The sequence below is a fragment of the Pandoraea commovens genome, from assembly GCF_024704525.1.
In the GTDB taxonomy this organism is placed as follows: domain Bacteria; phylum Pseudomonadota; class Gammaproteobacteria; order Burkholderiales; family Burkholderiaceae; genus Pandoraea; species Pandoraea commovens.
Genome location: NZ_CP102780.1, coordinates 2,630,224 through 2,642,126, shown reverse-complemented (window position 1 = coordinate 2,642,126; position 11,903 = coordinate 2,630,224). Strand labels below are relative to the sequence as shown.

Here is an 11,903-nt window from a genome sequence, read left to right as displayed (position 1 = left end):
TCACATCTGAAATTCACTCAACTTTTGGAGCGTTATCCGATGCCACAGCGCCCGCGATCGAAGGACGCGCTTTTAGCCATACTCCCCGAATGCTTGTGCGCAAAAGTCATCTCCTACGAGGAGAAAGCCGCATGAGGCCGTTTTCCCTTCGTGTTTTTGTTCCATCCGGCGATCCGACCGGAGTTCTGATCGCAACTCGAGACGATGGCATCGGCAAGGCCACCCTCTTCTCTCGTCCACTTATTGGAGAGGTGAAGGGTCGGAAGGAGTGGAGCCTACCTGGGGTTTATCTGCTTGTCGGACAAGCCACGCTCTACATAGGAGAAGGCGACCCCGTTGGAAAGCGGCTCGAAGAGCATGCTGGCAAGAAATCCTTCTGGGATCGAGCGCTTTTTTTCACCGCAGACACTCGCCTGAACAAAGCCCATATCCAGCACCTAGAATCGAAGCTCGTCAAGCTCGCAATGGAGGCGAAGGTTGCTAGCTTGGATAATGGCAACAACCCGCAGCCGCCCGCGTTGGGTGAAGAAGAGTACGCATTTGCTGAGAACGTCTTAGCAGATCTACTTCTGATGCTGCCATTGCTGGGGTTTTCCCAGTTCGAAGCAACACAACCGATAAGTGAGAATTTTGACGAGGAGACCGACGCACCGAGCGTGGTCACGACAGGGAAGCGGCGGGCCGCCTATTCTGCCTTGCCTCGCGGCATGCTATTTCACTGGTCGTCTAAAGAATCGAGCGCCACGATTGAAACGGTTGAAGGCGGAGTCCTTCTTAAAGCGGGTAGTACGGTTGTGAAAGAGCCGGTGCCAAGCTTTGACGTATGGATGGCGAAGTATGCGCAAATGCGTCGGCATCTCATCGAGTCGGGCGTGATTGCTGAAGAAGAGGGCCAAATGGTAGTCAAACAAGACCAGTTCTTCTCCTCCGCATCAGGCGCGGCCACAGTAGTACGTGGAGTCAGCAGCAATGCGGATGGTTGGGTCTCCGACGACAAGCAAAGTTTGGGCGATCTTCTTCGGGCTTTGAAGCTGAAAAACAAGTAGCGAATCGCACACTGGATTTGCGTTTGCACCAGGGTTGAATTGAGCGCAGAACCTGGTCGCCCACAGTGTGAGCTGGTGAAACCCGACATGAGAAAAGGCGCCGAAGCGCCTTTTCCTTTACCTACCTAAATCTAGCAGGATCACTCCCACTCAATCGTCGCAGGCGGCTTGCCCGAGATGTCATAGACAACGCGGTTCAAACCACGGACTTCATTGATGATGCGGTTCGAGACCTTGCCGAGCAGTTCGTGCGGCAGGTGGGCCCAGTGTGCCGTCATGAAGTCTTGCGTCTGCACGGCGCGCAGCGCCACGACCCACTCGTACGTGCGGCCATCGCCCATCACGCCAACGCTCTTGACCGGCAGGAACACCGCGAACGCCTGGCTCGTCAGTTCGTACCACGTCTTGCCGCTGTTCGGCTCGACCGTGTTGCGCAGTTCTTCGATGAAGATCGCATCGGCGCGACGCAGCAGGTCCGCGTACTCCTGCTTCACTTCACCCAGAATACGCACGCCCAGACCCGGGCCCGGGAACGGGTGACGGTAGACCATGTCGTGCGGCAAGCCGAGCGCCACGCCCAGTTCGCGGACTTCGTCCTTGAACAGATCACGCAGCGGCTCCAGCAGCTTCAGACCCAGCGTCTCCGGCAGGCCACCCACGTTGTGGTGGCTCTTGATCGTCGTCGCCTTCTTCGTCTTCGCGCCGCCCGATTCGATCACGTCCGGATAAATCGTGCCTTGCGCCAGCCACTTCGCGTTCTTCAGCTTCTTCGCTTCCGCCTGGAACACTTCCACGAACTCGCGACCGATGATCTTGCGCTTCTGCTCCGGATCCGTCACGCCCGTCAGGTGACCCATGAACTGTGCCGTGGCGTCGACGTGCACAACCTTCGCGTGCAGACGGCCCTCGAACATTTCCATCACCATCTTGCCTTCGTTCAGACGCAGCAGACCGTGATCGACGAACACGCACGTCAGCTGATCGCCAATCGCACGATGAATCAGCGCCGCCGCAACGCTCGAATCCACGCCGCCCGACAGACCGAGGATCACTTCCTCGTCGCCCACCTGCTCGCGGATCGCTTTGACGGCTTCCTCGATGTGGTCGCGCATGATCCAGTCCGGCTTCGCGCCCGCAATCTCCAGCACGAAGCGCTCAAGCAGTTCGCGACCCTTCACGGTGTGCGTGACTTCCGGGTGGAACTGCACAGCGTAGTAATGACGCTTGACGTCGGCCATACCCGCGATCGGGCAGCTCGGCGTCGACGCCATCAGCGCAAAACCTTCCGGCAGTTGCGTGACCTTGTCGCCGTGGCTCATCCACACCTTGAGCATGCCGTGACCGTCGTCGGTACGGAAATCCTCAAGGCCGTCGAGCAGCGGCGTATGGCCATGGGCGCGCACTTCGGCGTAACCGAATTCACGATGGTTGCTGGCTTCGACCTGACCGCCCAACTGGACCGTCATCGCGAACATGCCATAGCAGATGCCCAGCACCGGCACACCCAGATCCCAGACAGCCTGCGGTGCACGCAGATCCTGATCCTCATACGTGCTCGCGTGGCTACCCGACAGAATGACGGCCTTCGGATTGAATTCGCGGATGAATTCGTCCGTGACGTCGTTCGGGTGGATCTCGCAGTAGACGTGCGCTTCGCGAACGCGGCGTCCAATCAGCTGGGTGACTTGCGAGCCGAAGTCAAGAATGAGGATTTTGTCGTGCATCGTGAGGTACGGATGAAGTGGATTCGTTGGACGTCGGCGCCGTGTCGGACGGCACGGGCGTGACAATGCCGGTGGCGCCCACGGGCGCGACCGGCGTGCTACTGACTGGTGCGGAGCCGCCGCGAGGCGTCTCCATGCGCGGCTCAGCGCGCGTGCCACGGGCCTCGTCGACGACCCGGGCATCGGCATAATCTCTCGGTGCGTCGCGTCGCGTGTCGCTCACGACACCGCCACGCACCCGCTCGCCTGCCTGCTGCGCCGCCTGTACGCGCTCTTTCGTGCGCACACTCGACGCCAGCTTGACGAGAATCCCGCCCACTACCAGCAGGACAGCCCCGAGCATGGCAAGCATCCACTTGCCGCCACTCGACACCACCAACTGGCCGGAGATCAGCCACCCCAGCACGAACGCACCGCTGATCCAGCTGATATGTCCCGTCACCTTCGCGACGGTCGACGTCAACTGGCCATTCACAGTGGCGTGCCATTGCAGCCAGGCCACGCCGATGAAGGCCACACCAAGCACCTGCGCATACAGCACAGGCGATGGCGCGGGCACATCAATGGCCGCATACAGCGATGACCAGAACGACGCAATCAGCAGCACACCAAGTGCCAGATTCAACGCCGCATCGAGGAACAGTACCGTACGCAACATGGCCTTCATGGGTAATTACTCCACGTGGTAGTTGGGGGCTTCCTTCATGATCTGGACGTCGTGCACGTGCGATTCGCGCATGCCGGCGGCCGTGATTTCGACAAATTCTGCCTTCTCGTGCAAGTCCTTGATCGACGGGCAACCCAGATAACCCATCGACGAGCGGATACCGCCGGTCAACTGGTGCAGGATCGCGTTCACGCTACCCTTATAGGCCACGCGACCTTCGATGCCTTCCGGCACGAGCTTGTCGGCGTTGTTGGCCGGGTCCTGGAAGTAACGGTCTGCTGCACCGTCCTTCATTGCGCCCACCGAACCCATGCCACGGTAGCTCTTGTACGAACGGCCCTGATACAGGAACACTTCGCCCGGCGCTTCTTCCGTGCCGGAGAACATGCTGCCCATCATCACGGTGTGCGCACCGGCGGCGAGCGCCTTGGCCACGTCGCCCGAGTAACGGATACCACCGTCGGCGATCAGCGGAACGCCGGTTTCCTTCAGTGCCTCGGCCACATTCGCGATAGCCGTGATCTGCGGAACACCGACGCCTGCAACGATACGCGTCGTGCAGATCGAGCCCGGGCCGATACCGACCTTGACGGCGTCTGCACCGTGTTCGACCAGCGCCAGCGCGGCGCTTGCCGTCGCAATGTTGCCGCCGACGACTTCAATCTGCGGGAAGTGCTTCTTGACCCACTGCACGCGGTCCAGCACGCCCTGGCTGTGACCGTGCGCCGTATCGACCACGATCACGTCGACACCAGCCGCGACGAGCAGCTCGACGCGCTCTTCATTGTCCGCGCCCACGCCAACGGCAGCGCCGACACGCAGCTTGCCGTGTTCGTCCTTGCTTGCCAGCGGGTATTCCGTCGCCTTCGTAATGTCCTTGACCGTCATCAGGCCGCGCAGTTCGAACGCGTCGTTGACGACCAGCACGCGCTCGAGGCGGTGATCGTGCATCAAGCGCTCGGCGTCGGCCGGGGAAGCGCCTTCACGCACGGTGATGAGCTTTTCCTTCGGCGTCATGATCACGCGCACCGGCTCGTCCAGGCGGCTTTCAAAACGCAGGTCGCGGTTGGTCACGATACCGATGAGCTGCGCGCCCTCGACGACCGGGAAACCGGAAATGCCATGCTGGCGCGACAGCGCGATCACATCGCGCACCTTCATGTGCGGCGGAATCGTGATCGGGTCACGCAGAACGCCCGACTCAAAACGCTTGACCTTCGAGACTTCCCGCGCCTGCTCAGCCGGCTTCAGATTCTTGTGAATGATGCCGATACCGCCCTGTTGCGCCATGGCAATGGCCAGGCGCGCTTCGGTCACCGTATCCATGGCGGCCGACAGCAAAGGCATGTTCAGGGTAATGTTGCGCGTGAGCTTGGTTTTCAGGCTGGTGTCGCGCGGGAGAACGGCAGAGTAGGCCGGGACGAGGAGCACGTCATCGAATGTGAGTGCTTTTTGGATCAGACGCATGGCAAATCCTATAGGCGCAAAACCGAATTATACAGAAATCGCGCGGTGCATGGCAGGTCTGCCCCACATGTCAAGGGGCTTTTTCCCCGAGGGATGGATCCGGCACCCGCTGAGGGCAAAACCGACCGCCGCCCGGTCGCAAGTCGTGAAACGGATCTTCCCCCGCCAAGTGCCGGATTTCACAATCAGCCTGCGCTGAGCGAGTGCTATTCTTGCGCCCTTTCCGGCAGACATTCGACCGGACGCTTCCTGTATTCACCACCAACCACGGGCTAGATTTCATGGGGAAAGGCATTTCGTACGGACTGGCGGCGGGCGCGCTATGGGGACTGGTGTTCCTTGCCCCGCGCCTGTTGCCCGGCTTCTCGCCGCTGGAGTTGTCGGCTGCGCGCTACGTCCTGTACGGATTGGTTTCCGCAGTGTTCCTCGCCCCGCTCTGGCCCCGCTTGCGACATACCGTCACGAGTAACGACTGGCGGGCGTTATTCCGCCTGAGTCTCGTCGGCAATCTGGTCTATTACCTGTTTGTCGCCGCGTCGGTGCAGATGGCGGGCATCGCGCCCGCATCTCTGATCGTGGGCGTGCTACCCGTGACGGTCACGCTGGTCGGTAGCCGCGATCACGGCGCCCTCCCGCTGTCAAAGCTGGCAGGCCCTCTGGCCTTGGTCGTCGCTGGCATTGTCTGTATTAACGTCGACGTCTTCACGCACGCTGCCGCGAGTGGTGGCGACTGGCGACTGACGCTTGCTGGCGTCGTTTGCGCCGTGGGGGCATTGGCGAGTTGGACATGGTATGCCGTCGCCAACGCCCGATATCTCGCGAAATTCGGACATTTCACGAGTCAAGAATGGTCGTTGCTGACGGGGGTGGCGACGGGGGTGCTGGCGTGCGCACTGGCGATTGCCGCCTTGCTGCTTCCGCATTCGGTGACAGCGGACGTGCCGCGAGACTGGCAGATGTTTCTGATCGTGAATATCGCCGTGGCTATCGGCGCGTCGACCATCGGCAATGCCTTTTGGAATGCAGCGAGTCGGACGCTGCCGCTCACGCTGTCAGGGCAACTGATCGTGTTTGAAACGCTGTTCGCGCTCGTCTACGGATTTATCTATGAGCACCGGCTGCCGCGGCTACTGGAGATCGCCGCTGTGGCGTTATTGCTGGCGGGTGTGAGTGCGTCGGTGCGATTGCATTCGCGGGGATCGACGCACTGATCGACGGCAGGTCCGGGACGAAACGTCCGGCCCTCCTCAGCCTTGCCCCACTGGCCTTAGCTACCCTTGCGCGCGCTGCCCAGCCACTTCTGCCCTTCGCGGCTGCCCTCGTTGCGGACTTTTTCGACGCGTCGCTGACGCGCCAGCTTCGGATCGGCCTTGAGCGTGCGGTAAATCTCGACACGATCACCCGCCTCCACCGCCGCATCCAGCGCGCGCACCTTACCGAACACGCCAACCTTCATCCGGTCGAGATCCAGCTCTGGAAACCGTTGGAGCAGTCCGCTTTGCTCGATTGCGTCGCGCACCGTCGCGCCTTGAGCCAACGTCAGCGGGACAATCGCTTGCTCGCTGGGCAACGCGTAGCAGACTTCGACGCTCAGCTCACTTGGCATAAACCGTCTCCGCACGTTTGACGAAGGCGTCTACGAACGTGTTCGCAATGTGGCTGAACACCGGACCGATGACCTTTTCGAGCAGGAAATTCGCAAACTCGTAGTGCAGACCGAATTCGATCTTGCAGGCGTTCTCGCGCAGGGCCGTAAACTTCCACGTGCCGTGAAAACGCTTGAAAGGCCCTTCGACAAAGGTCATCTGGATGGAGTGCGGACGCTCCTGGATATTGCGCGTCGCGAACGAATGCTTCAGGCCTTTGAAGTCGATGATCAGCGACGCTTCCATGCTGTGCTCGTCCTGATGCCGAATATCGACACCGCCGCACCAAGGCAGGAATTTGGGGTAATCGGCGACATTGGTCACCAGATCGAACATTTGCTCATCGGAGAAATGCACGAGAACAGTTTTACTGACTTCGGCCATCGTCTGTCGGGCTGTGAGTGCGAGCGAAACGTGCGCAGTCGATCCGCGTGTGTCGCAAGCCGCCTCTTGCCGAGACTCTTTGTTAAAATCGCTATTTTACCCGAGCCCGACTCACCGGGTCCGACCAAGTTACCCCGCCAAGGATCCATGAGCATCATCGACAACAGAAAGGCCTTCTTCGACTACTTCATCGAGGAGCGATTCGAAGCCGGGATCGCGCTCGAAGGGTGGGAAGTCAAGGCAATTCGCGCCGGGCGGGCGCAGATCAAGGAAGGTTATGTCGTCATCAAGAATGGCGAGATCTTTCTGATCGGCGCGCACATCAGCCCGCTGCAATCGGCATCGACGCACATCAACCCCGATCCGGTCCGCACCCGAAAACTGCTGCTCAAAGCCGACGAAATCAAGAAACTCATCGGCAAGGTAGAGCAACGCGGCTACACGATCGTCCCCCTTAACTTTCACTACAGCAAGGGCCTCGTGAAATGCGAGATCGGGCTGGGCAAGGGCAAGAAGCTGCACGACAAGCGTGAGACGGAGAAGGAACGCGACTGGAATCGCGAAAAGGCGCGACTCATGCGCAACCCGACCTGAGATCGACGCTGAACGACATGTGAGGCGCGACAGTTCTCTCGCTCAAAAGAAAACGGCCCGCTCGGGCCGTTTTCTTTTCGTCAGTCAGCTGTGCGACAGAGAGCACCTCCCGGCACCCTCACCCGCATACGTCAACGACGCGGCGCAGAATTGCCGAAGCCACCAGTGCTACCGTCCACGGGTGCGTTCGAACCACCCTCGGTGCCGCGGACGATCTTGAGCGCCGATGCGATCATGCCGCTCAGGTCCGAAAAATTGCCCGGCACGATCAGTGTGTTGCTTGTCTTGGCGACCTTGCTGAAAGCGTCGACATACTGCTCTGCGACCTTCAGGTTGACGGCTTCCATGCCGCCTTGCGTCTGAATCGCCGTGGCAATCTTGTGGATGGCTTCGGCGTTAGCTTCCGCCACTGCGAGGATGGCCGCCGCCTCACCTTGCGCCTGATTGATCGCCGCCTGACGCTCACCTTCCGACTTCTGAATCGCCGCCTCACGCGCGCCGGACGCCAGGTTGATCTGCTCCTGCTTCTTCCCTTCCGATGCCGCGATTAGCGCACGCTTCTCACGCTCCGCCGTGATCTGCGCCTGCATGGCGTGCAGAATTTCCTTCGGCGGCGTCAGATCCTTGATCTCGTAGCGCAGAACCTTCACGCCCCAGTTCGCCGCCGCTTCATCGAGCGCATTCACCACGCTGTGGTTGATGAATTCCCGCTCCTCGAACGTCTTGTCCAGTTCCAGCTTGCCGACCACGCTACGCAAGGTCGTCTGTGCGAGCTGCGTAATAGCCACGATGAAGTTGCTCGAGCCGTACGACGCCTTCATCGGGTCCGTCACCTGGAAGTACAGAATGCCGTCCACCTGCAACTGCGTGTTGTCCTTGGTGATACAGATCTGGCTCGGCACGTCGAGCGGGATTTCCTTGAGCACGTGCTTGTACGCGACACGGTCGACAAACGGCACGACGATCGACAAGCCCGGCGTGAGCGTCCCGTGATATTTACCGAGACGCTCCACCACCCACGCGTGCTGCTGCGGCACGATCTTGATCGACCGGGCCGCGATGATCACCGCGATGATGAAGAGAATGAATGCGACGTTGGATAACATGTTTTCCCCTGAAGCGCCGACCTTGATGGCCAGCTAGTTCCCCGACGCCCCGCAATGGCGGGACATGTCGTCAGACCGCAACGACGCTGAAGTGTTCTGCTCACGGATCGACATCGGGCGAAAAGCTTCGACGTCGACCATTGAACTGTGCGGTCCGTGCGACCTATACCGTCACATGCGCAACGTACAACCGGCTACCGCGCACCTCGCGGATGACGAACCACCCCGCATCGGGTGTCTCCCCCGGCATCAACTCCACATCCCACTCTGCGCCCCGATACGTGGCGCGCGTCTGACCATCAGGACGCCACTCGTCGACATGCAAACGCTGGCCGATATCGAGATTGGTGTTGGGGTCGGCCGAGGCATCGACCTTGATGCGACGCTGCCCAAACCGGCTGCGTCGCAACAACCAGACCGCTACCCCGGCGACGACCGCCGCCACGACCCACTGCAACGGCCCGTCCGCACGCAGCAACGCCGCAATGCCGCCGGCTGCCACGCCAAGCGCCACCATGAGGAGATAGAACGTCCCGCTCGCCAGCTCCAGCACCACGATCAATCCGGCAACGCCGAACCAAAGCCAAGCCTGCTCCATCGCAACTCCCAGAAACGAAAAAACCCCGGTGTTATACCGGGGTTTATAGCACGAAACACACTGATCAGCGCACGCGTCCCAAGGGATTGCGCAGCGTTTCAGTGACGTCCGAGATGCCGCTCGGACGCTTCCTATTTCAGGCCGTTTCTCGTGATGCTTACTTCGCCACCTTGGCGAGTTGCTGCCACGTTTCCACGACCGTGTCCGGGTTGAGGGACATCGAGACGATACCTTCCTTGACCAGCCACTCGGCCAGATCCGGATGGTCCGACGGGCCCTGACCGCAGATGCCGACGTACTTGCCCTGCGCCAGACAGGCCTTGATGGCACGGCTGAGCATGAACTGCACTGCCGGGTCACGCTCGTCGAAGTCCTTCGCCAGCAATTCCATCCCCGAATCGCGGTCCAGACCCAGCGTGAGCTGCGTCAGGTCGTTCGAGCCGATCGAGAAGCCATCGAAGTACTCGAGGAACTGGTCGGCCAGAATCGCGTTCGACGGCACTTCGCACATCATGATCAGCTTGAGGCCGTTTTCACCACGCTTCAGACCATAGCCCGCGAGCATGTTGACCACGCGCTCCGCCTGACCCAGCGTACGCACGAACGGCACCATGATCTCGACGTTCGTCAGCCCCATTTCGTCGCGAACGCGCTTGAGTGCACGGCACTCCATCTCGAACGCTTCGGCGAAGTCTTCCGAGATGTAACGCGACGCGCCACGGAAGCCCAGCATCGGGTTTTCCTCATCCGGCTCGTAACGCGAGCCGCCGATGAGCTTCTTGTACTCGTTGGACTTGAAGTCCGACAGACGCACGATCACTTGCTTCGGGTAGAAAGCTGCCGCAATCGTGGCGATGCCTTCAGCCAGCTTGTCGACGTAGAACGCGCGCGGCGACGCATGACCGCGAGCCACCGATTCCACCGCCTTCTTCAGGTCGGCGTCGATATTCGGGTACTCGAGAATCGCACGCGGGTGCACGCCGATGTTGTTGTTGATGATGAATTCCAGACGCGCCAGACCCACACCGCTGTTCGGAAGTTGTGCGAAGTCGAAGGCCAACTGAGGATTGCCCACGTTCATGGTGATCTTCACCGGGATCTTCGGCATTTCGCCACGCTGGATCTCGGTCACTTCGGTCTCGAGCAGACCGTCGTAGATCTTGCCTTCGTCGCCTTCTGCACACGACACGGTCACGAGCGCGCCGTCCTTCAGCAGGTCGGTAGCGTCACCGCAGCCGACCACGGCAGGCACACCCAGCTCACGCGCGATGATGGCCGCGTGGCACGTACGGCCGCCGCGGTTCGTCACGATGGCCGAAGCGCGCTTCATCACCGGCTCCCAGTTCGGGTCGGTCATGTCGGCAACCAGCACGTCGCCCGGCTGCACGCGTTCCATCTCGCTCGGATCCATGATCACGCGCACCGGACCCGCGCCGATCTTCTGACCGATTGCGCGGCCCGTGGTCAGCACCGGGGCGTCGCCCTTGAGCTTGAAGCGTTGCTCAGCCTTGCCGACGGACTGGCTCTTCACCGTCTCCGGACGCGCCTGAAGAATGTAGATCTTGCCGTCCTTGCCGTCTTTGCCCCACTCGATGTCCATCGGACGACCGTAGTGCTTTTCGATGATCAGCGCGAACTTGGCCAGCTCGACGCAATCGTCGTCGGTGATCGAGTAGCGGTTACGCAATTCCATCGGCACGTCGATGGTCTTCACACGGCCCGGTTCGCCCGGTTGCGTGAATTCCATCTTGAGCAGCTTCGAGCCGAGCGTGCGACGGATGATCGGGTACTTGCCAGCGTTGAGCGTCGGCTTGAAGACGTAGAACTCGTCCGGATTCACCGCGCCCTGCACGACCGTCTCACCCAGGCCATAGCTGGACGTGATGAACACCACGTCCTGGAAGCCCGACTCGGTGTCGATCGTGAACATCACGCCCGACGCGCCGCAGTCCGAGCGCACCATGCGCTGCACACCCGCCGACAATGCCACTTCGGCGTGCGTGAAACCCTTGTGCACGCGGTACGAGATGGCACGGTCGTTATACAGCGACGCGAACACGTGCTTCATGCGATCCAGCACGTCTTCGATACCGACGACGTTCAGATAGCTTTCCTGCTGACCGGCGAACGAGGCGTCCGGCAGATCTTCGGCGGTTGCCGACGAACGCACGGCAAACGACGCGTCCGGCTGGTCGGCCGTGATACGTGCGAATTGTTCGCGGATGTCCTTCTCGAGCTGCGGTTGCAGAGGCGCGTCGACGATCCATTGACGGATTTCGGCACCGGCTTCTGCGAGCGCCTTGACGTTATCCACGTCGAGACCCTCGAGACGCTTGGCAACGCGCTCGGTCAGGTTGTTGTGCTGGAGGAACTCGCGGAATGCGAAAGACGTCGTGGCGAAGCCACCCGGCACGCGAACCCCTGCGTTGGCCAGCTGGCTGATCATTTCGCCAAGCGATGCATTCTTGCCGCCGACCGACTCAACGTCGGTCATGCGCAGATGCTCAAACGGCACCACGTAGGCGCCGTCGTGTGCTGCGTTAGTCATAAAAGCCCCTAAGGTAAGAAAAAAAATTCTCGGCGGACCGGCTGGGACTGACGTGGGCCGGTCGACCTGTTGGATAAGAAATCGCGCCTTGGCAGCGTCGGAGACCAGGGGCTAGCGCCCGAC

Annotated in this window: 11 protein-coding genes; 3 read left to right on the top strand and 8 right to left on the bottom strand. The window is 60.7% G+C overall.

Features of this window, described 5'->3' with window-relative positions; all coding sequences use genetic code 11:
* Positions 1 to 131: 131 nt before the first annotated feature.
* Entirely contained in the window at positions 132 to 1,046 is a 915-nt protein-coding gene (locus tag NTU39_RS12265; protein WP_257959909.1) for a GIY-YIG nuclease family protein, read from the top strand.
* Positions 1,047 to 1,186: 140 nt separating this feature from the next.
* Here the strand turns inward: NTU39_RS12265 and guaA are convergent, their stop codons facing one another.
* Genes guaA through guaB form a run of 3 tightly spaced genes read right to left on the bottom strand, consistent with a single transcriptional unit; the run spans position 1,187 to position 4,904 of the window.
* Entirely contained in the window at positions 1,187 to 2,770 is a 1,584-nt protein-coding gene (gene guaA, locus NTU39_RS12260) for a glutamine-hydrolyzing GMP synthase (protein ID WP_039398693.1), read from the bottom strand.
* Positions 2,745 to 3,437: a hypothetical protein gene (locus NTU39_RS12255; protein ID WP_257959908.1), complete on the bottom strand. Its 693-nt coding sequence runs from the start codon at positions 3,435 to 3,437 to the stop codon at positions 2,745 to 2,747. The genes guaA and NTU39_RS12255 overlap by 26 nt, the downstream gene beginning before the upstream one ends.
* Positions 3,438 to 3,443: 6 nt before the next feature.
* Positions 3,444 to 4,904 carry an IMP dehydrogenase gene (gene guaB, locus NTU39_RS12250; protein WP_150666418.1) on the bottom strand — a complete coding sequence of 487 codons (1,461 nt, stop codon included), beginning with the start codon at positions 4,902 to 4,904 and terminating at the stop codon, positions 3,444 to 3,446.
* 281 nt (positions 4,905 to 5,185) lie between these two features.
* On the opposite strand from guaB, the gene NTU39_RS12245 reads away from it, so the two are divergent.
* Entirely contained in the window at positions 5,186 to 6,115 is a 930-nt protein-coding gene (locus NTU39_RS12245; protein ID WP_257959907.1) for a DMT family transporter, read from the top strand.
* A 56-nt stretch (positions 6,116 to 6,171) separates the two neighbouring features.
* On the opposite strand, the gene NTU39_RS12240 is transcribed toward NTU39_RS12245, so the two are convergent.
* Complete coding sequence (locus tag NTU39_RS12240; RefSeq protein WP_257959905.1) at positions 6,172 to 6,510, bottom strand: RnfH family protein; 339 nt, start codon at positions 6,508 to 6,510, stop codon at positions 6,172 to 6,174.
* On the bottom strand, positions 6,500 to 6,934 hold the full coding sequence (locus tag NTU39_RS12235) for a type II toxin-antitoxin system RatA family toxin (RefSeq protein ID WP_150666415.1): 435 nt from the start codon (positions 6,932 to 6,934) through the stop codon (positions 6,500 to 6,502). Before NTU39_RS12235 ends, NTU39_RS12240 begins: the two co-directional genes overlap by 11 nt.
* Positions 6,935 to 7,081: 147 nt before the next feature.
* Here NTU39_RS12235 and smpB point away from each other — a divergent pair, with 147 nt between their 5' ends.
* Positions 7,082 to 7,528 carry an SsrA-binding protein SmpB gene (smpB, locus tag NTU39_RS12230; RefSeq protein ID WP_039398704.1) on the top strand — a complete coding sequence of 149 codons (447 nt, stop codon included), beginning with the start codon at positions 7,082 to 7,084 and terminating at the stop codon, positions 7,526 to 7,528.
* 131 nt (positions 7,529 to 7,659) lie between these two features.
* Here the strand turns inward: smpB and NTU39_RS12225 are convergent, their stop codons facing one another.
* From NTU39_RS12225 to ppsA, 3 genes are all read right to left on the bottom strand, one after another.
* Positions 7,660 to 8,634 carry an SPFH domain-containing protein gene (locus NTU39_RS12225; protein WP_150666414.1) on the bottom strand — a complete coding sequence of 325 codons (975 nt, stop codon included), beginning with the start codon at positions 8,632 to 8,634 and terminating at the stop codon, positions 7,660 to 7,662.
* Positions 8,635 to 8,797: 163 nt separating this feature from the next.
* On the bottom strand, positions 8,798 to 9,232 hold the full coding sequence (locus NTU39_RS12220) for an NfeD family protein (RefSeq protein WP_150666413.1): 435 nt from the start codon (positions 9,230 to 9,232) through the stop codon (positions 8,798 to 8,800).
* A 157-nt stretch (positions 9,233 to 9,389) separates the two neighbouring features.
* Complete coding sequence (gene ppsA, locus NTU39_RS12215) at positions 9,390 to 11,780, bottom strand: phosphoenolpyruvate synthase (protein ID WP_150666412.1); 2,391 nt, start codon at positions 11,778 to 11,780, stop codon at positions 9,390 to 9,392.
* Positions 11,781 to 11,903: the final 123 nt, after the last annotated feature.